The following is a 23,392-nucleotide window of genomic DNA, read 5'->3' as shown; positions in this document are numbered from 1 at the left end:
GTGCTATCTCCATCGTCTGGCTATGCTTATGTCACTCAATAACTGTTCAGGCGTTAATCATGAAGACATTTGACTGGCATCGTATGGCACTGGATAAAGTGCCCGTGGAATTTCTGGCCGAGGTGGCATTACGGAGCCTCTACACCTTCGTACTGGTATTTATTTTTCTCAAGATAACCGGGCGGCGGGGCGTTCGTCAGATGTCACTGTTCGAAGTGCTCATCATTTTGACCCTCGGTTCGGCCGCGGGCGACGTCGCATTCTATGATGACGTTCCGATGCTGCCGGTACTGGCGGTTTTTATCACTCTGGCCCTGCTGTACCGATTGATTATGTGGCTGATGGGGCATAGCGAAAAACTGGAGGATCTGCTGGAGGGTAAGCCGATTATTGTTGTGGAAAACGGCGAGCTGGCCTGGGAGAAACTGCAGGCGGAAAATATGACCGAATTTGAGTTTTTTATGGAGCTGCGAATCAGCGGGGTTGAGCAACTGGGGCAGGTGCGGCTGGCTATTCTGGAAACCAACGGCCAGATCAGCCTCTATTTCTATGAGGATGACGATGTTAAAGCCGGACTCTCCATTCTTCCTTCCCGCTTTACCGATCGTTTTACCACGATACCCCGGGACGACGAGTATGCCTGCGTTCGCTGTAGCGCAATCCTTACGCTACGAGCCGGGGATAAACAATTATGCCCTCGCTGCGCAAATGCAGAATGGTCGAAGGTCAGCCGGGCAAAAAGAGTCACCTGACAGCAATTATGTCGGTTTTATGACGTCAAGCTGGCAGATTCTTTTGTGTGAGCGAGGCCGCATTTCCCCGACGCTCAGTTTTAGCCATTGCGGTGCGTGTCACTGAATGATAAAACCGATAGCCACAGGAATAACTTATGCCCGCGACGGTTCGCGGGTAAATAACATAGCAAGTGGTGAGGGGAAATGGCTCAGGTCTATAACTTCAGTTCAGGCCCGGCAATGCTGCCGGCGGAAGTACTCAAACTGGCACAAAAGGAACTGTGCGACTGGAACGGTTTGGGGACGTCGGTGATGGAAATCAGCCACCGTGGTAAAGAGTTCATTAAGGTGGCTGAAGAAGCGGAACAGGATTTTCGCTCCCTGCTCAATATTCCTTCCAACTATAAAGTTTTATTCTGCCACGGCGGCGGTCGCGGGCAGTTTGCCGGTATCCCGCTGAACCTTCTTGGCGATAAAACCGTTGCCGACTACGTCGATGCCGGCTACTGGGCGGCCAGCGCGGTAAAAGAAGCGCATAAATACTGCACGCCGAACGTGATCGACGCCAAAATCACCGTTGACGGCCTGCGCGCGGTTAAGCCGATGAGCGAATGGCAGCTGACCCCTGGCGCGGCCTACCTGCACTACTGCCCGAACGAAACCATTGACGGTATTGCCATTGAAGAAGCGCCAAACTTTGGCGACGATGTGGTCGTCACGGCGGATTTGTCATCGACGATTTTATCCCGTGAAATTGACGTCAGCCGCTATGGCGTGATCTACGCGGGCGCGCAGAAAAACATCGGTCCCGCAGGTCTGACGCTGATTATTGTGCGCGAAGATCTGCTGGGTAAAGCCAGCGTAGCCTGCCCGTCGATTCTTGATTACTCCATCCTGTCCGCCAATGACTCCATGTTTAACACGCCGCCGACGTTTGCCTGGTACCTGTCAGGTCTGGTGTTTAAATGGCTGAAAGAGCAGGGCGGCGTTGCCGCTATGGATAAAATCAACCAGCAGAAAGCCGACCTGCTGTATAGCACCATCGATAACAGCGGTTTCTATCGCAACGATGTCGCTGCGGCGAACCGCTCGCGCATGAACGTGCCGTTCCAGCTGGCGGACAGCGCGCTTGATAAACTGTTCCTCGAAGAGTCCTTTGCCGCAGGTCTGCATGCGCTGAAGGGCCACCGCGTCGTGGGCGGCATGCGCGCTTCCATTTATAACGCCATGCCGCTGGCGGGCGTGAAGGCGCTGACCGACTTTATGCAGGACTTCGAACGCCGTCACGGTTAATCGTCGCCGCGTTTTTTCATCCCCGCAGCCGGTCTGCGGGGTTTTTATTCTGTTTGTTTGAGAGTTGAGTTTAATGGAATCCCTGACGTTACAACCCATCGCACGCGTAGATGGCACGATTAACCTGCCCGGGTCCAAGAGTGTCTCTAACCGTGCCTTGCTGCTGGCGGCTTTGGCCCGCGGCACGACGGTGCTGACCAACCTGCTGGATAGCGACGATGTACGCCACATGCTGAATGCCCTGAGCGCGCTGGGAGTTCATTACACCCTGTCTTCCGATCGTACCCGCTGTGAAGTCACCGGCAACGGCGGCCCTCTGCAGGCGGCTGAAGCATTAGAACTGTTCCTCGGTAATGCCGGAACGGCGATGCGTCCGCTGGCGGCGGCGTTATGTTTAGGCCGTAACGATATTGTGCTGACCGGCGAGCCGCGAATGAAAGAGCGGCCGATTGGCCACCTGGTTGACGCGCTGCGTCAGGGCGGGGCGCAGATTGATTACCTGGAGCAGGAAAACTACCCGCCGCTGCGCCTGCGCGGCGGTTTCAGCGGCGGCCAGGTTGAAGTGGACGGCAGCGTTTCCAGCCAGTTTCTGACCGCGCTCCTGATGACCGCCCCGCTGGCGCCTCAGGATACCGTCATCGCGATTAAAGGCGATCTGGTTTCCAAACCTTATATTGATATTACGCTGCACCTGATGAAAACCTTTGGCGTTGAGGTTGAAAATCAGTCTTACCAGCGTTTTATCGTACGCGGCAATCAACACTACCGCTCGCCGGGGGACTACCTGGTTGAAGGCGATGCCTCCTCGGCATCCTACTTCCTCGCTGCCGGCGCAATTAAGGGCGGAACGGTGAAAGTCACCGGTATTGGCCGCAACAGCGTCCAGGGCGATATCCGTTTTGCCGATGTGCTGGAAAAAATGGGCGCAACCGTCACCTGGGGCGATGACTTCATTGCCTGCACCCATGGTGAACTGAACGCCATCGATATGGATATGAATCATATTCCGGATGCGGCGATGACTATCGCCACGGCGGCCCTGTTTGCGAAGGGCACCACGACGCTGCGCAACATCTATAACTGGCGTGTCAAAGAGACCGATCGTCTGTTTGCGATGGCCACGGAGCTGCGTAAAGTGGGGGCAGAGGTGGAAGAGGGGGAGGATTACATCCGCATTACTCCGCCCGCGAAGCTCCAGTTTGCTGAGATCGGCACCTATAACGACCATCGTATGGCAATGTGCTTCTCGCTGGTGGCGCTTTCCGATACGCCGGTCACCATCCTTGATCCGAAGTGTACGGCGAAAACGTTCCCGGACTACTTTGAGCAGCTGGCGCGAATCAGTACGCTGGCCTGAATAACGCGCGTTTAAGGTAAAAACGCCGGCCATCGTGTCGGCGTTTTTTTATGCCCGCGTGTTAAACCGGCAAGCCCTGGCGCAGTACATTCGCGCTGGCATCGCCGCAGATTAACGGTAAAACGGCATCATCTTCCGGGCTGTTGCTCTGTCAGCCCGCTATAATTGCACAATTCTTCCACAGGAGATTTCCTGTTATCCGTAATTTACAAGCAATGCTCACTTTCCGTCGAAGAGATGCGTATAATGCGCGGCGTTTATATATTGATGCGCCTTGCTGAAGGAGAAAAAGATGACGGCAACAGTTCCGGTAATCACCATTGATGGGCCTGGCGGTGCGGGCAAAGGCACCTTATGCAAGGCAATGGCAGAAACGCTGGGCTGGCATCTGCTCGACTCTGGGGCGATTTATCGCGTGCTTGCTCTCGCTGCGCTACATCATCATGTGGATGTTGAATCCGAAGAGGCGCTGGTGCCGCTGGCTGCGCACCTGGATGTTCGGTTTGTCTCCACTAACGGTAGCCTGGAAGTGGTACTGGAGGGGGAGGACGTTAGCGCTGAGATTCGCACTCAGGATGTAGCCAACACGGCCTCTAAAGTGGCGGCTTTTCCCCGCGTGCGTGAAGCGTTGCTGCGCCGCCAGCGGGCCTTTCGCGAATTGCCAGGCCTGATCGCCGACGGACGCGATATGGGCACCGTCGTATTCCCTGATGCGCAGGTGAAAATTTTCCTTGACGCCTCCGCGGAGGAACGTGCTCATCGCCGCATGCTTCAGTTGCAGGAGAAGGGCTTTAGTGTTAACTTTGATCGCCTTTTATCCGAGATAAAAGAGCGCGACGATCGCGACCGCAATCGTACAGTCGCGCCGCTGATCCCGGCTGCCGATGCTTTGGTTCTTGATTCAACAGAACTAAACATTGAGCAAGTGATTGAAAAAGCGCTACACTATGCGCGCGAAAAACTGGCTTCCGCTTAATCGTCTTATCGATAAAGCACAACAGCCTCCGAATTATAGCAGTACCCCCGCAGCAATGGAGTGTTAGCGGGTATGTTAAACAACCCCATCCGGCATGGAGCCAGGTGGACGTTAAATATGAAACCTGAAGATTAAACATGACTGAATCTTTTGCTCAACTATTTGAAGAATCCTTAAAAACAATCGAAACCCGTCCGGGTTCCATCGTTCGTGGTGTTGTTGTTGCTATCGACAAAGACGTAGTACTGGTTGACGCCGGTCTGAAATCTGAGTCTGCCATTCCGGCAGAGCAGTTCAAAAACGCCCAGGGCGAGCTGGAAATCCAGGTTGGTGACGAAGTTGACGTTGCTCTGGATGCAGTAGAAGACGGCTTCGGTGAAACCCTGCTGTCCCGTGAGAAAGCTAAACGTCACGAAGCTTGGATCACGCTGGAAAAAGCTTACGAAGACGCTGAAACTGTAGTCGGTATTATCAACGGCAAAGTTAAAGGTGGCTTCACTGTTGAGCTGAATGGTATTCGTGCGTTCCTGCCGGGCTCCCTGGTAGACGTTCGTCCGGTGCGCGATACGCTGCACCTGGAAGGCAAAGAGCTTGAATTCAAAGTCATCAAGCTGGACCAGAAACGTAACAACGTTGTTGTTTCTCGTCGTGCCGTTATCGAATCCGAAAACAGCGCAGAGCGCGATCAGCTGCTGGAAAACCTGCAGGAAGGCATGGAAGTTAAAGGTATCGTCAAGAACCTCACTGACTACGGTGCATTCGTTGATCTGGGCGGCGTTGACGGCCTGCTGCACATTACCGATATGGCATGGAAACGCGTTAAGCATCCGAGCGAAATCGTAAACGTTGGCGACGAAATCACTGTTAAAGTGCTGAAGTTCGACCGCGAACGTACTCGTGTATCTCTTGGCCTGAAACAGCTGGGCGAAGATCCGTGGGTAGCTATCGCTAAGCGTTATCCGGAAGGTACCAAACTGACCGGTCGCGTGACCAACCTGACCGACTACGGCTGCTTCGTTGAAATCGAAGAAGGCGTTGAAGGCCTGGTTCACGTTTCCGAAATGGACTGGACCAACAAAAACATCCACCCGTCCAAAGTTGTTAACGTTGGCGATGTAGTGGAAGTTATGGTTCTGGATATCGACGAAGAACGTCGCCGTATCTCCCTGGGCCTGAAGCAGTGCAAAAACAACCCATGGCAGCAGTTCGCGGAAACCCACAACAAGGGCGACCGTGTTGAAGGTAAAATCAAGTCTATCACTGACTTCGGTATCTTCATCGGCCTGGACGGCGGCATCGATGGCCTGGTTCACCTGTCTGACATCTCCTGGAACGTTGCAGGCGAAGAAGCAGTTCGTGAATACAAAAAAGGCGACGAAATCGCAGCAGTTGTTCTGCAGGTTGACGCAGAGCGCGAGCGTATCTCTCTGGGCGTTAAACAGCTTGCAGAAGATCCGTTCAACAACTGGGTTGCACTGAACAAGAAAGGCGCAATCGTAAACGGTAAAGTCACTGCAGTTGACGCTAAAGGCGCAACCGTAGAGCTGGCTGACGGCGTTGAAGGTTACCTGCGCGCTTCTGAAGCTTCCCGTGACCGCGTTGAAGATGCAACTCTGGTTCTGAGCGTTGGCGACGACGTTGAAGCTAAATTCACCGGCGTTGATCGTAAAAACCGCGCAATCAGCCTGTCTGTTCGTGCGAAAGACGAAGCTGACGAGAAAGATGCAATCGCAACTGTTAACAAACAGGAAGATGCAAACTTCTCCAACAACGCAATGGCTGAAGCTTTCAAAGCAGCTAAAGGCGAGTAATCTTAGTCTTTCGGGTTACAACAACCTGAATTACGACGAGTTTACTTGACAGATTGCAGGATTCGTCCTGTAATCAAGCACAAAGGGCGGCTACGGCCGCCCTTGTTTAAGCTGTTAGCTAATTTTGCCTTGAAGGAAACCGGAGGAATAATGACCAAGTCAGAATTGATAGAAAGACTTGCCAGCCAGCAATCTCACATTCCTGCGAAAGCAGTGGAAGATGCTGTTAAAGAAATGCTGGAGCATATGGCCTCAACGCTTGCTCAAGGCGAGCGCATTGAAATCCGCGGTTTCGGCAGCTTCTCTCTGCATTATCGAGCACCCCGCACCGGGCGTAACCCAAAGACTGGCGATAAAGTTGAACTGGAAGGTAAATACGTTCCCCACTTTAAGCCGGGCAAAGAATTACGCGACCGCGCCAATATTTACGAAGAGTAAGTTTCGCCGATCGGCGACAACATACTTAAACGTTAAAAAAGCACCTTCGGGTGCTTTTTTTATGCCTTTAAATCTCTCTTTGAAGTGACCTCGCAAAACGCGGGTTCTGTTGCGTTAACGCGGTAGATTTTGCGGATGGCGCGACGCAGTTCCTTTCCTTGCCTGGCGACACTCCCCCCGTTTAGCGTAACACTCCCTCTGACAGGGAGGTGCTAATGCGTTTACCACAACTTGCCGGCTGTGTGATTATCGGTATTCTGCCGCTGCTCTGGCTGCCAGTGCTGCCCGGGCGGTGGGTTATCTGGGGGCTCATGGCCCTGGCGCTACTCATTGCGCAATGTCGACGCACAACTGCGCAATACGCGGCATTGATAACGCTGTTTTTTGCCTGGGGAGCCCTCAGCGCAGGCGAGGTGCTGTGGCCGACGGAGAGGTTAACGGACAGGAATCGCCAGGTTGACGTTGAGCTAACCGCAACGGACGGGCAGACAACGCATCAGGGGAAGATTATCCGTCTGGATGGGCGACGGCTGTTTCCTGCGCCAGGGATTAGCCTCTACGGTAGCTACCTGCCAGAAACGCCCTGCGCAGGTCAGGTTTGGGCGATGACGCTGCGCGCGCGTCCGGTACACGGACAGCTCAACGATGGCGGGTTTGATAGCCAGCGTCATGCATTGTCGCAGCATCGTCCGTTAACCGGACGCTTTATCACCGCTGACGTTCGGGTACGGACCTGTAGTTTGCGGGCGCGTTATCTTGCTTCGCTGAATCAAACGCTGAACGCGTTGCCGTGGCAATCAGTGATGCTAGGGTTAGGCATGGGGGAGCGTCTGGCAATACCGCGCGAGATAAAGACCCTGATGCAGGAAACCGGGACATCGCACCTGATGGCGATTTCTGGCTTACATATCGCGCTAGGGGCTTCACTGGGCTGGTTGCTGCTCAGAGGTGTGCAGTTTTTTCTCCCGTGCCGCTGGCTTGGCTGGCGGGCGCCGCTGCTCGTTGGCCTGGCGAGCGCGATTTTTTACGCCGGGCTGACCGGCATGCAGCCACCCGCGTTGCGCACCTGCGTCGCGCTGGCCGCCGGCTGCGCGCTGCGGCTATCCGGAAAACGCTGGTCGCCATGGCAGCTATGGGTCTGCTGCATTGGCGCAATGCTGTTTGCCGATCCGCTGGCGGTGTTGTCCGAAAGCCTCTGGCTCTCCGCGTTTGCCGTTGCGGCGCTTATCTTCTGGTATCAGCTGGCGCCGATGCCGGGCGGCAAAAGGAGCGGGCTACTGCGTCAAAGCCTCGCGTTATGTCATCTGCAGATCGGTTTAATGTTTTTACTTGCTCCTCTACAGATCGCACTTTTTCACGGCATCAGCCTGACGTCCGTGCTGGCCAACTTGATTGCCGTACCGCTGGTGACCTTTGTCGTTGTCCCGCTAATTCTGACCGCGATGTTTTTACACCTCTGCGCGCCGTTTATCATTGAGATGGCGGTCTGGCAATCGGCGGACCGTGTTCTGGCCGCGCTATTCTGGTTCTTACGACAGCTGCCGCCCGGCTGGCTGGCGCTGGATGCGCGCTGGCTTGGGATAAGCTTGCTGCCGTGGCTGGCGTTAATCGTCTGGCGTTTTCATGCGTGGCGCACGTTGCCCGCGTTTTGTTTAGCATTTCTCGGGCTATTGAGCTGGCCCTTCTGGCGGAGTACGGCTGCTAACGAATGGCGAGTCACCATGCTGGATGTCGGGCAGGGGCTGGCAATGGTGATTGAACGCGAGGGCGCGGCGCTTCTCTATGATACCGGCCTGGCCTGGCCCGAGGGAGACAGCGGTCAGCAGATCATTATTCCCTGGCTACGCTGGCATCATTTGCAGCTTGAAGGCATCGTTCTCAGCCACGAGCATCTCGATCACCGCGGCGGGCTAAATTCGGTGTTAAAGGCGTGGCCCCGGATATGGGTGCGAAGCCCTTTAGGCTGGGCGGGTCATTTAGCCTGCCAGCGCGGAGAAACCTGGCAGTGGCGGGGTTTAACCTTTCGCGCGCTCTGGCCGCTGCCCGGAGCGACAGCGCAGGGGAATAATCGCTCGTGCGTGGTGCGTATTGATGACGGTAAACACAGTATTCTGCTGACCGGGGATATCGAAACGCCCGCGGAACGGGCGATGATTAGCCGCTACTGGCAGCATCTTACGTCTACACTTATCCAGGTCCCCCACCACGGCAGTAATACCTCGTCGGGAATCGCCCTGCTGCGTAGCGTTGGCGGAGAAGCGGCGCTGGCTTCCGCTTCGCGCTATAACGCATGGCGCATGCCATCAACCAAAGTGATTCAGCGCTACCGAAAACAGAGTTATCAGTGGTTCGACACGCCGCATCAGGGGCAAATTACGGTGGTTTTTTCTCCGGATAGCTGGCAAATCCATGGCTTACGGGATCAAGTTTTACCGCGATGGTATCATCAGTGGTTTGGCGGGAAGGCGTAGAACGGGTAGAATATGCGGCTATTTCAACACAAGCTGGTTTATTGAATGCAGAACGATAAAGATCTCTCCACGTGGCAGACCTTCCGCCGACTCTGGCCGATTATAGCGCCGTTTAAACCCGGGCTAATCGTGGCAGCGGTAGCGTTAGTGCTTAACGCGGCTAGTGATACCTTCATGCTATCGCTTCTTAAACCGTTATTGGATGATGGTTTTGGTAAAACGGATCGCTCGGTGCTGATATGGATGCCGCTGGTGGTGATCGGGTTGATGGTTCTGCGCGGCATTACCAGCTACGTTTCGAGCTACTGTATCTCCTGGGTTTCCGGCAAGGTCGTGATGACGATGCGCCGTCGTTTATTCAGCCACATGATGGGGATGCCGGTTGCCTTCTTTGACAAACAGTCCACCGGGACGCTGCTATCGCGTATTACCTATGATTCCGAGCAGGTCGCGTCTTCTTCCTCCAGCGCGCTGATTACCGTTGTGCGCGAAGGCGCGTCGATTATTGGCCTCTTCGCGATGATGTTTTATTACAGCTGGCAGCTGTCATTGATTCTGATCGTGCTGGCGCCGATCGTGTCTATTGCGATTCGCGTGGTCTCGAAGCGTTTTCGTAATATCAGCAAGAATATGCAGAACACCATGGGCCAGGTAACGACCAGCGCAGAGCAGATGCTGAAAGGGCATAAAGAAGTGCTGATGTTTGGCGGTCAGGCCGTCGAAACCAAACGTTTTGATAAAGTCAGCAATAAAATGCGCCTGCAGGGGATGAAAATGGTCTCTGCGTCGTCAATTTCTGACCCGATTATTCAGCTGATCGCCTCTCTGGCCCTGGCTTTCGTGCTTTATGCTGCCAGCTTCCCGAGCGTAATGGAGACGCTGACGGCGGGTACCATCACCGTTGTCTTCTCTTCAATGATCGCCCTGATGCGTCCGCTGAAATCACTGACTAACGTCAACGCGCAGTTCCAGCGCGGGATGGCCGCTTGCCAGACGCTTTTCGCTATCCTTGACTCCGAGCAGGAGAAAGATGAAGGCACGCGGGTTATCGAACGCGCGAAGGGCAACCTCGAATTTAAAAACGTCACCTTCAGATACCCGGGACGTGAAGTCGCCGCGCTGCGCAATATAGACCTGAATATTCCGGAAGGGAAAACCGTGGCGCTGGTAGGGCGCTCGGGTTCGGGTAAGTCGACCATCGCCAGCCTGATTACGCGTTTCTACGATGTCGATGATGGGCAGATCTTACTGGACGGCCACGACCTGCGTGAATACACCCTGAGCTCCCTGCGCGATCAGGTTGCGCTGGTGTCGCAAAACGTTCATCTCTTTAACGATACCGTAGCGAATAACATCGCCTACGCGCGTACCGAAGAGTACAGCCGCGAGCAGATAGAAGAAGCCGCTCGTATGGCTTATGCCATGGACTTTATCAACAAAATGGACAATGGCCTGGATACGATTATCGGGGAAAACGGCGTTATGCTTTCCGGCGGTCAGCGCCAGCGTATCGCTATCGCTCGCGCCCTGCTGCGTAACAGCCCGATACTGATCCTCGACGAAGCCACGTCGGCGCTGGATACCGAATCGGAACGCGCTATTCAGGCGGCGCTGGACGAACTGCAGAAAAACCGCACCTCGCTGGTGATTGCCCACCGTCTGTCGACGATTGAGCAGGCCGACGAGATCGTGGTGGTGGAAGATGGCCAGATCGTTGAACGCGGCAGCCATACCGACCTGCTTGAGCACAAGGGCGTTTACGCCCAGCTGCATAAGATGCAGTTCGGCGCATGATTGCACGCATCTGGTCCGGTGAGTCGCCCTTATGGCGGCTGCTGCTTCCGCTCTCCTGGCTCTATGGCCTGGTGAGCGGGTTGATACGGCTGAGCTATAAACTCGGTTGGCAAAAAGCCTGGCGAGCGCCGGTGCCGGTGGTGGTGGTGGGTAATCTGACCGCGGGCGGTAATGGTAAAACGCCGGTTGTCGTCTGGCTGGTGGAACAGCTCCAGCAGCGCGGTATTCGCGTTGGCGTCGTTTCACGCGGCTACGGCGGTAAAGCGGTGAGCTATCCGCTGCTGCTGAATACGGCTACCCCCACAGCGGAAGCGGGCGATGAGCCGGTGCTGATTTACCAGCGTACCGGCGCGCCGGTTGCCGTCTCGCCGGTACGCAGCGATGCGGTACAGGCCCTGCTCGCCGCCCACGATCTTCAGCTTATCGTCACAGATGATGGCCTGCAGCACTATAAGCTGGCGCGCGACAAAGAAATTGTGGTGATTGACGGCGTGCGCCGTTTTGGCAACGGCTGGTGGCTGCCTGCCGGCCCCATGCGCGAGCGCGCTTCGCGTTTACGCAGCGTGGATGCGGTTATCGTTAACGGCGGTCTCGCCCGTCCGGGAGAGATCCCGATGCAGCTTCGCCCCGGGCAGGCGGTAAATCTGCTGACCGGCGAACGCCGGGATGCGGCGGCGTTGGACAACGTGGTGGCGATGGCCGGAATCGGCCACCCGCCGCGCTTCTTCGCCACCCTTGAAAGCTGCGGCGTCAGTCCGGTAAAAACCATCGCCTTAGCCGATCATCAGGCATTGGCGCAGAGCGCAGTCGCCGCGCTGGCGACGCCGCAGCAAACCCTGCTGATGACCGAAAAAGATGCTGTGAAGTGTCGCGAATTTGCTCAGGCAAACTGGTGGTATCTTCCGGTCGACGCGATAATGACTGACCAACGCGCGCAGCGGTTGCTCACGGACTTAGTTACCCTGGCGCAACGCTAATCGTCGTATCACCGCTTGCGCCGGAACCCTTAACGGAGAAGCTGCATGCCGGTATTGTCCCTCTCGCTTAAAGAAGCCCGCCATCTTCACCTTGCCGCTCAGGGGCTGCTAAAAAAGCCCCGTCGCCGCGCAAAGCCCGGGGATATTCTGCAGACCATTAAGCAGATGTCCCTGCTGCAAATCGATACCATCAACGTTGTTGCGCGCAGTCCTTATCTGGTGCTGTTCAGCCGCCTCGGCCACTATCCGCAGCGCTGGCTGGACGAGGCGCTCCGCGCCGGCGAGCTGATGGAGTACTGGGCGCACGAAGCCTGCTTTTTACCGCGCAGCGACTTTTCACTGGTGCGTCACCGCATGCTGACGCCGGATAAAATGGGCTGGAAATATCACAAAGCGTGGATGACCGAACACGCCGAGGGCATTCAGGCGCTGTTGGCGCATATAGCCGAAAATGGCCCGGTTCGCTCGGCCGACTTCGAGCATCCGCGCAAAGGCGCCAGCGGATGGTGGGAGTGGAAACCGCATAAGCGCCATCTTGAAGGCTTATTCACCGCCGGTGAAGTGATGGTTATCGAGCGGCGTAATTTTCAGCGCGTTTACGATCTGACGCAGCGGGTCATGCCGGACTGGGACGATGAGCGCGACGGGCTCTCTCAGGAGCAGGCTGAAGCCATGATGTTACGTAGTAGTGCTCGCAGCCTGGGGATTTTTCGCGCGCAGTGGCTGGCGGATTATTATCGTCTGCGTCAGCCCCCGCTGCCGCTACTGTTGGCGAGCTGGCAGGAGGAGGGGCTGGTGGTGCCGGTTAACGTTGAAGCGCTGGGCGAAATGTGGCTCCACCGTGATGCTCTGGCGCTGCTGGAGTCTTCTCCCGGCGGTAGGCTCGCCGCCAGCCGCAGCGCGGTGCTTTCGCCTTTCGATCCGGTAGTCTGGGATCGCAAACGAGCGGAACAGCTGTTTAACTTTACCTATCGCCTGGAGTGCTACACGCCCGCGCCGAAACGGCAGTATGGCTATTTCGTATTACCGCTGCTGCACCAGGGGAGACTGGTTGGCAGAATGGATAGCAAAATGCACCGCAAAACCGGCGTTCTGGAAATTATCGCCCTGTGGCTGGAGGAGGGCGTCAAGGTGACGTCGGGCCTGGAGAGCGGGCTAAAACGTGCCATTGATGATTTTGCCCTCTGGCAGGACGCCACGCGGGTGAGCTGCGGGAAGCTGCCGGCGGAACTTTTTGCCGGGCGGCAACAGGGTTGGGAAATTGACGCTGCCTGAGCCCACGTGTGATATGCTGCTGAAGAATCTATTCGGTCCATCTGGAGGAATCATGGATCACCGTTTACTTGAAATTATCGCCTGTCCGGTTTGTAACGGTAAGCTGTATTACAGCCAGGATAAGCAAGAACTGATCTGCAAACTTGATCGCCTGGCTTTTCCGCTGCGTGAAGGCATTCCCGTACTACTGGAAACCGAAGCCCGCCCGCTTCCTGTAGAAGAGAGCCAGTCATGAGTTTCGTGGTTATTATCCCCGCGCGCTTTGCTTCTACCCGCCTGCCAGGGAAACCGCTCCAGGATATCAACGGCAAGCCGATGATTGTCCATGTTCTGGAACGCGCTCGCGAATCCGGGGCCGAGCGGATTATCGTTGCTACCGACCATCCAGACGTGGCCCGCGCGGTGGAAGCCGCCGGCGGTGAAGTCTGCATGACCCGTGAAGATCATCAGTCAGGCACCGAACGCCTGGCCGAGGTGGTTGAAAAATGCGCCTTCAGCGATGACACCATCATTGTGAATATTCAGGGCGATGAGCCGATGATCCCGCCCGCGATCGTGCGCCAGGTAGCCGAGAATCTGGCTGCCAGCACCAGTGGTATGGCAACCTTAGCGGTGCCAATCCACGATGCGGAAGAGGCGTTTAATACAAATGCGGTGAAGGTCGTCATGGATGCTGAGGGCTACGCGCTCTATTTTTCCCGCGCCACCATTCCGTGGGATCGCGATCGTTTCGCTAAATCCCGCGAGGCTATCGGTGATTCGCTGCTGCGTCATATCGGTATTTATGGCTATCGCGCCGGTTTTATTCGTCGCTATGTGAGCTGGGCGCCGAGCCCGCTGGAGCAAATAGAGATGCTCGAGCAGCTGCGCGTGCTGTGGTATGGCGAGAAAATCCATGTCGCGGTGGCGGAAGTGGTTCCCGGTACAGGTGTCGATACGCCGGAAGATCTGGAGCGCGTTCGCGCGGAGCTGCGTTAATCCCCCCATCCCCTCCGCCAGGAGGGGATATCCCCAGGCCGTTATTCCATACTTTTTTACGTCAATTTTGATCTCACCCGATGACAACCCCGGCCCAGGCGCTCATTATGAAACCGGTAGTATTCATAGGGGTAATCAGAAATGGAACAGTTGCGTACCGAGCTGAGCCACCTGCTGGGTGAAAAACTAAGCCGCGTGGAGTGCGTCAGCGAGAAACCGTCGTCGGCGCTGTGGTCGCTATATGATGCGCAGGGAAACCCAATGCCGCTGCTGGCGCGCAGCTTTACGACGCCGGGCGTGGCGCGTCAGCTGGCGTGGAAGATATCAACCCTGGCGCGAAGCGGCACCGTCCGTATGCCGGTTGTCTACGGCGTGATGACGCACGACGAGCATCCGGGTCCCGATGTACTGCTGATTGAACGACTGCGCGGCGTCTCGGTTGAAGCCCCCGCCCGCACGCCGGAGCGCTGGGAGCAGCTGCAGGAGCAGATCGTGGAAGCGCTGCTGGCCTGGCATCGTCAGGATAGCGGCGGCTGCGTCGGGATGGTCGATAGCACTCAGGAAAATCTCTGGCCCTACTGGTACCGCCAGCGCGTGGAGGTGCTATGGAGTACGCTGAATCTTTATCAGGATACCGGCCTGACGATGCAGGACAAACGCATCCTGTTCCGCACGCGCGAATGCCTTATGGATTTGTTTAAAGGTTTCAATGATAACTGCGTGCTGGTACACGGTAGCTTCACGCTGCGCAGCATGCTTAAAGATCCGCGCAGCGATCAGCTGCTGGCGATGGTGGGGCCGGGCATGATGCTCTGGGCGCCGCGGGAATACGAGCTTTTCCGTCTGGCCGAGAGCGGTCAGGAAGAGGAGCTGCTGTGGCACTATCTGCGCCGGGCGCCGGTGGCGGAAGCGTTTCTCTGGCGGCGCTGGCTGTATCTGCTGTGGGACGAAGTGGATAATCTGGTGAATACCGGACGCTTTGACCGCGTCCGGTTTGACCTGGCGGCAAAATCAATCCTGCCCTGGCTCGCCTGAAGAACCTTTTAGCCACTGCCAGATGCGGCCTAACGTTTCGTAACCCACCCGATCGCTATGCATGAGCCAGACGGGCGAAGGAATAGCCCGCTCCCACGGGTTAAGCGGTGACTCAATCGCCAGCTGGTTGGCCGGCGCGGGCAGGGGAGTTAGCCCGGCGCGGCGAAAGAAAATCATCGCCCGCGGCAGATGAGAGGCGGAGGTGACCAGCAGGAGCGGCGCATCGCCTATCGCCATCTTCACCGCAGCGGCTTCCTCTTCGGTATCTTTGGGTTTATCCAGAACAAGGATTTCGCTGCGCGGTATGCCCAGGCTCTCTGCCACTCTGGCCCCGGCTTCTGCCGTACTGACCGGATTTGTTTTTGCCGCTGCGCCGGTAAAGATGAGTTTCGAGCCCGGATTTTCATACCACAGGCGGATCCCCTCCGTCAGCCGCGGCAGGCTATTATTGATGAGATTGGAACTGGGCGCCCAGTCCGGGTTCCAGGTGTAGCCTCCGCCAAGCACGACCACGTACTGCACGCGCTTTTCACCTCGCCACGTCGGGTACTTATCTTCAATTGGCTTGAGCAGGCTATCGGCGACCGGTTGCAGGCTCAACAGCAGCAACAGCAGCCAGCCGAGGCTGACGCAGAGCTTGCCGGTACGCTGGAAACGGCTAAACCACAGCAGGGCTATGCCGAACGCAATGAGCAGCAGCAGCAGGGGAAGCGGCAGCATCATACCGCCTAAAACCTTTTTCAGCGTAAAAAGCATGCCGTACGGTTCCTTTTTTAACCATATAACCAAAGATATGCCCGGATCTTACAACAGATCGCTTCATTCTCCGCGCGGGTATGACAAAATAGCGGCTTTGTGTTGGCGTGTGGAGTCACCCGTGCAGGATCGTAATTTCGATGATATTGCTGAAAAGTTTTCGCGCAATATATACGGCACCACCAAAGGCCAGCTGCGGCAGGCGATCCTCTGGCAGGATCTGCAACCGCTGCTGGACCGGCTGGGGCCTGGGCCATTGCGAGTTCTTGACGCGGGCGGCGGCGAAGGGCAGACGGCGATCAAAGTGGCGGAAATGGGGCATCACGTCACGTTATGCGATCTCTCTGGTGAAATGGTGGCTCGTGCCCGGCAGGCGGCTGCCGATAAAGGTGTGATCGACAACATGCATTTTGTACAATGCGCGGCTCAGGATATTGAGCAGCATTTGGAAAGTCCGGTCGATCTGATACTGTTTCATGCGGTGCTGGAGTGGATAGCCGAACCACAGGCGATGTTACGTACCCTTTGGTCGATGCTGCGCCCCGGCGGCGCGTTGTCGCTGATGTTCTACAATGCTAACGGTCTGTTGATGCACAATATGGTCGCCGGAAATCTCGACTATGTGCAAATCGGCATGCCGAAAAAGAAAAAACGCACGCTGTCGCCGGACTATCCGCGCGATCCGCAGCAGGTTTACGGCTGGCTGGAAGAGATTGGCTGGCAGATTACCGGCAAGACCGGCGTGCGGGTGTTTCATGATTATCTGCGTGAAAAACACCAACAGCACGATAAATTTGCGGCGCTGCTGGAGCTGGAAACGCGCTACTGTCGCCAGGAGCCGTATATTAGCTTAGGCCGTTATATTCACGTCACCGCGCTTAAGCCGCAGATGCAAGGATAAACTATGAGTGAATTTTCCCAGACAGTCCCCGAACTGGTTGCCTGGGCCAGGAAAAATGATTTTTCTATTTCGCTGCCGGTCGACAGACTCTCTTTTCTGCTGGCGATTGCCACGCTGAACGGCGAGCGGATGGAAGGGGAAATGACCGAGGGAGAACTGGTGGATGCGTTCCGCCACGTGAGTGATGCGTTTGAGCAGACCAGCGAAACCATCAGCCAGCGCGCCAATAATGCTATTAACGATATGGTGCGCCAGCGTCTGCTGAACCGCTTTACCAGCGAAATCACCGAGGGTAACGCTATTTATCGCCTGACGCCGCTGGGCATTGGGATCACCGACTACTATATTCGCCAGCGCGAGTTCTCCACCCTGCGACTGTCGATGCAGCTCTCCATCGTTGCCAGCGAACTCAAGCGCGCCGCCGACTCGGCAGAAGAGGGCGGCGATGAGTTCCACTGGCATCGTAACGTTTTCGCTCCGCTGAAGTACTCGGTAGCGGAAATCTTTGACAGCATTGACCTGACTCAGCGAATCATGGATGAGCAGCAGCAGCTGGTGAAAGATGATATTGCCCAGCTGCTGAACAAAGACTGGCGGGCGGCGATCTCCAGCTGCGAGCTGCTGCTGTCGGAAACGTCCGGCACCCTGCGGGAACTGCAGGATACCCTGGACGCGGCGGGCGATAAGCTGCAGGCAAACCTGCTGCGTATCCAGGATTCGACCATGGCGCGCGACGATCTGAATTTTATCGATCGTCTGGTGTTCGATCTGCAAAGCAAGCTGGACCGTATCGTCAGTTGGGGGCAGCAGGCGATTGACCTGTGGATCGGCTACGATCGCCACGTGCATAAATTTATCCGTACCGCCATTGATATGGATAAAAACCGCGTCTTCGCACAGCGTTTGCGTCAGTCGGTGCAAACCTACTTCGACGCCCCCTGGGCGCTCACCCATGCGAATGCCGATCGTCTGCTTGATATGCGCGATGAAGAGATGGCGCTGCATGATGAAGAGGTTACCGGGGAACTTCCAACGGATCTGGAGTACGAAGAGTTTAACGAAATTCGCGAACAGCTGGCGGCGCTGATTGAAGGACAGCTGGTGGTCTATAAAGAGAAGGGACTGCCGCTGGATCTTGGCCTGGTGGTACGCGAATATCTGTCGCAGTATCCGCGCGCGCGCCACTTTGACGTCGCGCGTATTGTGGTCGACCAGGCGGTACGTTTGGGCGTAGCGCAAGCAGATTTCACCGGACTGCCGGCAAAATGGCAGCCGATTAATGATTACGGAGCCAAGGTACAGGCGCATGTCATCGACAAATATTGAACAAGTGATGCCGGTTAAACTGGCGCAAGCGTTGGCTAATCCGTTATTTCCGGCGCTGGATAGCGCCCTGCGCGCGGGCCGTCATATCGGCCTTGACGAGCTGGATAATCACGCATTTTTAATGGATTTTCAGGATTACCTGGAAGAGTTTTATGCTCGCTACAACGTCGAGCTGATTCGCGCGCCGGAGGGTTTTTTCTATCTGCGCCCGCGGTCGACCACGCTGATCCCGCGCTCGGTGCTCTCCGAGCTGGATATGATGGTGGGTAAAATTCTCTGCTATCTCTACCTCAGCCCGGAGCGTCTGGCCAACGAGGGCATCTTCACTCAGCAGGAGCTTTACGACGAGCTGCTGACCCTCGCAGACGAAGCCAAGCTGCTCAAGCTGGTCAATAACCGTTCTACCGGGTCCGACCTTGACCGCCAGAAGCTGCAGGAAAAAATGCGCGCTTCGCTCAACCGCCTGCGCCGCCTCGGCATGGTGTGGTTTATGGGCCATGACAGCAGCAAATTCCGCATTACCGAATCGGTGTTTCGCTTCGGCGCCGACGTGCGCGCCGGTGACGATCCGCGCGAAGCCCAGCTGCGTATGATCCGCGACGGTGAAGCGATGGCGCTGGAAAATCGCCTGCAGCTTAATGATGAGAATGAAGAGAATCAGCCGGATAGCGGGGAGGAAGAGTAATGATTGAACGCGGTAAGTTTCGCTCGCTGACGCTGGTTAACTGGAACGGTTTTTTTGCCCGTACTTTTGATCTCGATGAATTAGTGACCACGCTTTCCGGTGGTAACGGTGCCGGTAAATCCACGACCATGGCCGCCTTCGTCACCGCACTGATCCCGGACCTGACGCTGCTGCACTTTCGTAACACCACGGAAGCGGGGGCGACCAGCGGCTCGCGCGATAAAGGCCTGCACGGTAAGCTGCGCGCTGGCGTCTGCTACTCCGTGCTGGACGTGATCAACTCCCGCCACCAGCGCGTGGTGGTCGGCGTTCGTCTACAGCAGGTCGCCGGTCGCGATCGTAAAGTCGATATCAAGCCTTTTGCGATCCAGGGCCTGCCAACCTCCATCCAGCCAACTCAGCTGCTGACCGAAACCCTTAACGAACGCCAGGCGCGCGTGGTGACGCTCAACGAGCTGAAAGATAAGCTCGAAGCGATGGAAGGGGTGCAGTTCAAGCAGTTTAACTCTATTACCGAGTATCACTCGCTGATGTTCGACCTGGGCGTGGTGGCTCGCCGCCTGCGTTCGGCTTCGGACCGTAGCAAATACTATCGCCTGATCGAAGCCTCGCTGTACGGCGGTATTTCGAGCACCATTACCCGCTCGCTGCGCGACTACCTGTTGCCGGAAAACGGCGGCGTGCGTAAGGCGTTCCAGGATATGGAAGCGGCGCTGCGTGAAAACCGCATGACGCTGGAAGCTATCCGCGTGACGCAGTCGGACCGCGACCTGTTCAAGCATCTGATCAGCGAAGCCACCAACTACGTTGCCGCCGACTATATGCGTCACGCTAACGAGCGACGCATTCATCTCGACAAGGCGCTGGAGTATCGTCGCGATCTGTTCACCTCCCGCGCTCAGCTCGCGGCGGAACAGTATAAGCACGTCGATATGGCCCGCGAGCTGCAGGAACATAACGGCGCGGAAGGCGATCTGGAAGCCGATTATCAGGCCGCCAGCGACCATCTGAACCTGGTGCAGACCGCTCTGCGCCAGCAGGAAAAAATCGAGCGCTATGAAGCGGATCTTGATGAACTGCAGATTCGCCTCGAAGAGCAAAATGAAGTTGTCGCGGAAGCGGTTGACCAGCAGGAAGAGAACGAAGCCCGCGCCGAAGCCGCCGAGCTGGAAGTGGATGAGCTGAAAAACCAGCTTGCCGACTACCAGCAGGCGCTGGACGTGCAGCAGACTCGCGCGATTCAGTACACCCAGGCGCTGCAGGCGCTGGAGCGGGCAAAAGCCCTCTGCCATCTGCCGGATTTAACGCCGGAGAGCGCCGACGAGTGGCTGGAAACTTTCCAGGCGAAAGAGCAGGAAGCGACGGAGAAAATGCTGTCGCTGGAACAGAAGATGAGCGTGGCGCAAACCGCGCACAGCCAGTTTGAACAGGCTTACCAGCTGGTGGTGGAGATCAACGGCCCGCTGGCGCGTAATGAAGCCTGGAACGTGGCGCGCGAGCTGCTGCGCGAAGGCGTTAATCAACGTCATCAGGCCGAACAGGCGCACGGGCTGCGCAGTCGTCTGACGGAGCTTGAACAGCGTCTGCGTGAACAGCAGGATGCCGAACGCCAGCTCAATGAGTTCTGTAAGCGCCAGGGCAAACGCTACGATATCGACGAGCTGGAAGCCCTGCACCAGGAGCTGGAAGCCCGCATCGCATCCCTTTCCGACAGCGTTTCCACCGCCAGCGAACGGCGGATGACCCTGCGTCAGGAGCTGGAACAGCTGCAGTCGCGGACGCAAACGCTGATGCGCCGCGCGCCCATCTGGCTGGCGGCGCAGAACAGCCTCAATCAGCTGTGCGAGCAGAGCGGCGAGCAGTTTGAGTCAAGCCAGGACGTCACCGAATATCTCCAGCAGCTGCTGGAGCGTGAACGCGAAGCTATCGTGGAGCGCGATGAAGTCGGGGCCCGCAAGCGCGCTATCGACGATGAAATTGAGCGTCTTAGCCAGCCGGGCGGTTCGGAAGATCAGCGCCTGAACGCGCTGGCGGAACGTTTTGGCGGCGTACTGCTGTCGGAAATCTACGATGACGTGAGCCTCGATGATGCGCCGTATTACTCCGCGCTCTACGGTCCTTCCCGCCACGCCATTGTGGTACCGGATCTGTCGCTGATTGCCGATCAGCTGGAAGGTCTCGAAGATTGTCCCGAAGATCTCTACCTGATCGAGGGCGATCCGCAGTCGTTTGATGACAGCGTATTCAGCGTCGATGAGCTGGAAAAAGCGGTGGTCGTTAAGATTGCCGATCGTCAGTGGCGCTATTCACGCTTCCCGACGCTGCCGCTGTTTGGCCGCGCCGCGCGTGAAAGCCGCGTTGAAACGCTGCACGCCGAGCGCGAAAGCCTGTCCGAGCGCTTTGCGACCCTGTCGTTTGATGTGCAGAAAACCCAGCGCCTCCATCAGGCGTTCAGCCGCTTTATCGGCAACCATCTTGCGGTGGCCTTTGAGGACGACCCGGAAGAAGAAATCCGTAAACTGAATACGCGTCGCGGCGAACTGGAGCGGGCGCTGACCGCCCATGAGAGCGATAACCAGCAGAACCGGGTGCAGTATGAGCAGGCAAAAGAGGGCGTATCCGCACTCAACCGCCTGCTGCCGCGTCTGAATCTGCTGGCCGATGACTCGCTGGCCGATCGCGTGGATGAGATCCAGGAACGCCTTGACGAAGCGCAGGAAGCCGCGCGCTTCGTCCAGCAGCATGGGAATCAGCTGGCAAAACTGGAGCCGATCGTTTCCGTGCTTCAAAGCGACCCGGAGCAGTTTGAACAGCTGAAAGAAGATTACGCCTATTCGCAGCAGACTCAGCGCGACGCGCGTCAGCAGGCATTTGCGCTGACCGAAGTGGTGCAGCGTCGCGCCCACTTTAGCTACTCCGATTCCGCAGAGATGCTGAGCGGTAATAGCGATCTGAACGAGAAGCTGCGCCAGCGTCTGGAGCAGGCTGAGGCGGAGCGCGCCCGTACCCGCGAAGCGCTGCGTACCCACGCCGCGCAGCTCAATCAGTACAACCAGGTGCTGGCATCGCTGAAAAGCTCCTACGACACCAAGAAAGAGCTGCTCAACGACCTGCATAAAGAGCTTCAGGACATTGGCGTGCGCGCCGACGCCGGCGCCGAAGAGCGCGCTCGTCTGCGCCGCGATGAGCTTCATGCTCAGCTCAGCAACAACCGCGCGCGGCGGAACCAGCTCGAAAAAGCATTGACCTTCTGCGAAGCGGAAATGGATAACCTGACCCGCAGGCTGCGCAAGCTGGAGCGCGATTATTGCGAAATGCGCGAACAGGTGGTCAGCGCTAAAGCCGGCTGGTGTGCGGTCATGCGCCTGGTGAAAGACAACGGCGTGGAGCGTCGCCTGCATCGTCGCGAGCTGGCCTACCTTTCGGCAGATGAACTGCGCTCGATGTCGGATAAGGCGCTCGGCGCGCTGCGTCTGGCGGTCTCGGATAACGAACACCTGCGCGATGTACTGCGTATTTCTGAAGATCCGAAACGCCCGGAGCGTAAAATCCAGTTCTTTGTCGCCGTTTATCAGCATCTGCGCGAGCGTATTCGCCAGGATATCATCCGCACCGACGATCCGGTGGAAGCGATTGAGCAGATGGAGATCGAACTCAGCCGTCTGACGGAAGAGCTGACCAACCGCGAGCAGAAGCTGGCCATCAGCTCCCGCAGCGTGGCCAATATTATCCGCAAGACTATCCAGCGCGAGCAAAACCGTATTCGTATGCTCAACCAGGGGCTGCAGAGCGTCTCCTTCGGCCAGGTCAACAGCGTGCGTCTGAACGTCAACGTGCGGGAAACCCACTCGATGCTGCTGGACGTGCTGTCAGAACAGCATGAACAGCATCAGGACCTGTTTAACAGCAATCGTCTGACCTTCTCGGAAGCGCTGGCGAAGCTGTATCAGCGCCTCAATCCGCAGATTGATATGGGGCAGCGTACGCCGCAGACCATCGGTGAAGAGCTGCTGGACTACCGCAACTATCTGGAGATGGAAGTGGAAGTTAACCGCGGTTCCGACGGCTGGCTGCGCGCGGAATCCGGTGCGCTATCGACCGGTGAGGCTATCGGTACCGGGATGTCGATTCTGGTGATGGTAGTACAGAGCTGGGAAGATGAATCCATGCGCCTGCGCGGTAAGGACATTTCGCCGTGTCGTCTGCTGTTCCTTGATGAAGCGGCGCGTCTGGATGCTCGCTCTATCGCGACGCTGTTCGAGCTCTGCGATCGTCTGGAGATGCAGCTGATTATTGCGGCGCCGGAAAATATCAGCCCGGAAAAAGGTACCACCTATAAGCTGGTGCGTAAGGTCGTGAATAATCACGAGCACGTGCACGTCGTCGGGCTGCGTGGCTTCGCACCGCAGCTGCCCGAAACGCTGCCGGGAACGGCAAATGCTTCATAGGATGGTACAATAACCAGCCAAAGGGCGACGCGATGTCGCCCTTTTTGTTATCCGTTCCTGTATTTTAGGATTGTATAATCTTTTAACTTCTTTACATTTGGGAAGGCAAAAGCGTTTTCGTCTTCATATACTGAAAG

The 23,392-nt window shown here is 56.7% G+C and carries 17 protein-coding genes and 1 pseudogene; 17 read left to right on the top strand and 1 reads right to left on the bottom strand.

Going from position 1 to position 23,392, the window contains the following annotated elements:
* Positions 1-59 precede the first annotated feature (59 nt).
* The 13 genes from ABLU96_RS19650 (at position 60) to ABLU96_RS19590 (ending at position 15,139) form a co-directional block, all read left to right on the top strand.
* On the top strand, positions 60-752 hold the full coding sequence (locus ABLU96_RS19650) for a DUF421 domain-containing protein (RefSeq protein WP_014228639.1): 693 nt from the start codon (positions 60-62) through the stop codon (positions 750-752).
* A 186-nt stretch (positions 753-938) separates the two neighbouring features.
* On the top strand, positions 939-2,027 hold the full coding sequence (serC, locus tag ABLU96_RS19645) for a 3-phosphoserine/phosphohydroxythreonine transaminase (protein WP_004849472.1): 1,089 nt from the start codon (positions 939-941) through the stop codon (positions 2,025-2,027).
* A 73-nt stretch (positions 2,028-2,100) separates the two neighbouring features.
* Entirely contained in the window at positions 2,101-3,384 is a 1,284-nt protein-coding gene (gene aroA / locus ABLU96_RS19640; protein WP_004849473.1) for a 3-phosphoshikimate 1-carboxyvinyltransferase, read from the top strand.
* Between the two features lie 292 nt (positions 3,385-3,676).
* Positions 3,677-4,360, top strand: a complete 684-nt coding sequence (gene cmk / locus ABLU96_RS19635) for a (d)CMP kinase (protein WP_004849475.1) — start codon at positions 3,677-3,679, stop codon at positions 4,358-4,360.
* Between the two features lie 137 nt (positions 4,361-4,497).
* Positions 4,498-6,171 (top strand): 30S ribosomal protein S1, encoded by a 1,674-nt coding sequence (gene rpsA, locus ABLU96_RS19630; protein WP_004100702.1) that lies wholly within the window; start codon positions 4,498-4,500, stop codon positions 6,169-6,171.
* A gap of 150 nt (positions 6,172-6,321) precedes the next feature.
* Positions 6,322-6,609 (top strand): integration host factor subunit beta, encoded by a 288-nt coding sequence (gene ihfB, locus ABLU96_RS19625; protein WP_004100704.1) that lies wholly within the window; start codon positions 6,322-6,324, stop codon positions 6,607-6,609.
* Positions 6,610-6,824: 215 nt separating this feature from the next.
* Positions 6,825-9,080, top strand: coding sequence for a ComEC family protein (locus ABLU96_RS19620; protein WP_064404641.1), 2,256 nt, complete (start codon positions 6,825-6,827; stop codon positions 9,078-9,080).
* Between the two features lie 45 nt (positions 9,081-9,125).
* Positions 9,126-10,874: a lipid A ABC transporter ATP-binding protein/permease MsbA gene (msbA, locus tag ABLU96_RS19615; protein ID WP_004849478.1), complete on the top strand. Its 1,749-nt coding sequence runs from the start codon at positions 9,126-9,128 to the stop codon at positions 10,872-10,874.
* On the top strand, positions 10,871-11,851 hold the full coding sequence (gene lpxK / locus ABLU96_RS19610; RefSeq protein WP_064404639.1) for a tetraacyldisaccharide 4'-kinase: 981 nt from the start codon (positions 10,871-10,873) through the stop codon (positions 11,849-11,851). The genes msbA and lpxK overlap by 4 nt, the downstream gene beginning before the upstream one ends.
* Positions 11,852-11,896: 45 nt before the next feature.
* Positions 11,897-13,126, top strand: coding sequence for a winged helix-turn-helix domain-containing protein (locus tag ABLU96_RS19605; protein WP_046878175.1), 1,230 nt, complete (start codon positions 11,897-11,899; stop codon positions 13,124-13,126).
* A gap of 52 nt (positions 13,127-13,178) precedes the next feature.
* The gene (gene ycaR / locus ABLU96_RS19600) at positions 13,179-13,361 is read left to right on the top strand and encodes a protein YcaR (protein ID WP_004130952.1); all 183 of its coding nucleotides are present in this window, start codon (positions 13,179-13,181) and stop codon (positions 13,359-13,361) included.
* A complete protein-coding gene (kdsB, locus tag ABLU96_RS19595) occupies positions 13,358-14,104 on the top strand; it encodes a 3-deoxy-manno-octulosonate cytidylyltransferase (RefSeq protein ID WP_025107504.1) in 747 nt (248 codons plus the stop codon). The genes ycaR and kdsB overlap by 4 nt, the downstream gene beginning before the upstream one ends.
* A 141-nt stretch (positions 14,105-14,245) precedes the next feature.
* Positions 14,246-15,139, top strand: coding sequence for a YcbJ family phosphotransferase (locus ABLU96_RS19590; RefSeq protein ID WP_014228646.1), 894 nt, complete (start codon positions 14,246-14,248; stop codon positions 15,137-15,139).
* Here the strand turns inward: ABLU96_RS19590 and elyC are convergent.
* Positions 15,116-15,895: an envelope biogenesis factor ElyC gene (gene elyC / locus ABLU96_RS19585; RefSeq protein ID WP_064404637.1), complete on the bottom strand. Its 780-nt coding sequence runs from the start codon at positions 15,893-15,895 to the stop codon at positions 15,116-15,118. The genes ABLU96_RS19590 and elyC overlap by 24 nt on opposite strands.
* Positions 15,896-16,016: 121 nt before the next feature.
* On the opposite strand from elyC, the pseudogene cmoM reads away from it, so the two are divergent.
* From cmoM to mukB, 4 genes and pseudogenes are all read left to right on the top strand, one after another.
* Positions 16,017-16,803: pseudogene (cmoM, locus tag ABLU96_RS19580) on the top strand (tRNA uridine 5-oxyacetic acid(34) methyltransferase CmoM).
* Complete coding sequence (gene mukF / locus ABLU96_RS19575; RefSeq protein WP_014228648.1) at positions 16,800-18,122, top strand: chromosome partition protein MukF; 1,323 nt, start codon at positions 16,800-16,802, stop codon at positions 18,120-18,122. Before cmoM ends, mukF begins: the two are co-directional and overlap by 4 nt.
* A complete protein-coding gene (mukE, locus tag ABLU96_RS19570; protein ID WP_004100725.1) occupies positions 18,103-18,807 on the top strand; it encodes a chromosome partition protein MukE in 705 nt (234 codons plus the stop codon). Before mukF ends, mukE begins: the two co-directional genes overlap by 20 nt.
* Positions 18,807-23,255 (top strand): chromosome partition protein MukB, encoded by a 4,449-nt coding sequence (gene mukB, locus ABLU96_RS19565; protein ID WP_064404632.1) that lies wholly within the window; start codon positions 18,807-18,809, stop codon positions 23,253-23,255. The genes mukE and mukB overlap by 1 nt, the downstream gene beginning before the upstream one ends.
* The last annotated feature ends 137 nt before the right edge of the window (positions 23,256-23,392 follow it).

The sequence above is a fragment of the Klebsiella sp. CN_Kp106 genome, assembly GCF_040064575.1.
In the GTDB taxonomy this organism is placed as follows: domain Bacteria; phylum Pseudomonadota; class Gammaproteobacteria; order Enterobacterales; family Enterobacteriaceae; genus Klebsiella; species Klebsiella michiganensis.
The sequence above is the reverse complement of the archived record's forward strand: the minus strand, read 5'-3'. Positions and strand labels throughout refer to the sequence as shown.

Coding starts and splice junctions, on each gene's coding strand:
- ycaR (WP_004130952.1), top strand. CDS start 13,179: ATGGATCACCGTTTACTTGAAATTATCGCCTGTCCGGTTTGTAACGGT.
- ABLU96_RS19620 (WP_064404641.1), top strand. CDS start 6,825: ATGCGTTTACCACAACTTGCCGGCTGTGTGATTATCGGTATTCTGCCG.
- ABLU96_RS19650 (WP_014228639.1), top strand. CDS start 60: ATGAAGACATTTGACTGGCATCGTATGGCACTGGATAAAGTGCCCGTG.
- msbA (WP_004849478.1), top strand. CDS start 9,126: ATGCAGAACGATAAAGATCTCTCCACGTGGCAGACCTTCCGCCGACTC.
- kdsB (WP_025107504.1), top strand. CDS start 13,358: ATGAGTTTCGTGGTTATTATCCCCGCGCGCTTTGCTTCTACCCGCCTG.
- mukB (WP_064404632.1), top strand. CDS start 18,807: ATGATTGAACGCGGTAAGTTTCGCTCGCTGACGCTGGTTAACTGGAAC.
- aroA (WP_004849473.1), top strand. CDS start 2,101: ATGGAATCCCTGACGTTACAACCCATCGCACGCGTAGATGGCACGATT.
- mukE (WP_004100725.1), top strand. CDS start 18,103: ATGTCATCGACAAATATTGAACAAGTGATGCCGGTTAAACTGGCGCAA.
- cmk (WP_004849475.1), top strand. CDS start 3,677: ATGACGGCAACAGTTCCGGTAATCACCATTGATGGGCCTGGCGGTGCG.
- ihfB (WP_004100704.1), top strand. CDS start 6,322: ATGACCAAGTCAGAATTGATAGAAAGACTTGCCAGCCAGCAATCTCAC.
- lpxK (WP_064404639.1), top strand. CDS start 10,871: ATGATTGCACGCATCTGGTCCGGTGAGTCGCCCTTATGGCGGCTGCTG.
- ABLU96_RS19605 (WP_046878175.1), top strand. CDS start 11,897: ATGCCGGTATTGTCCCTCTCGCTTAAAGAAGCCCGCCATCTTCACCTT.
- rpsA (WP_004100702.1), top strand. CDS start 4,498: ATGACTGAATCTTTTGCTCAACTATTTGAAGAATCCTTAAAAACAATC.
- mukF (WP_014228648.1), top strand. CDS start 16,800: ATGAGTGAATTTTCCCAGACAGTCCCCGAACTGGTTGCCTGGGCCAGG.
- ABLU96_RS19590 (WP_014228646.1), top strand. CDS start 14,246: ATGGAACAGTTGCGTACCGAGCTGAGCCACCTGCTGGGTGAAAAACTA.
- elyC (WP_064404637.1), bottom strand. CDS start 15,895: ATGCTTTTTACGCTGAAAAAGGTTTTAGGCGGTATGATGCTGCCGCTT.
- serC (WP_004849472.1), top strand. CDS start 939: ATGGCTCAGGTCTATAACTTCAGTTCAGGCCCGGCAATGCTGCCGGCG.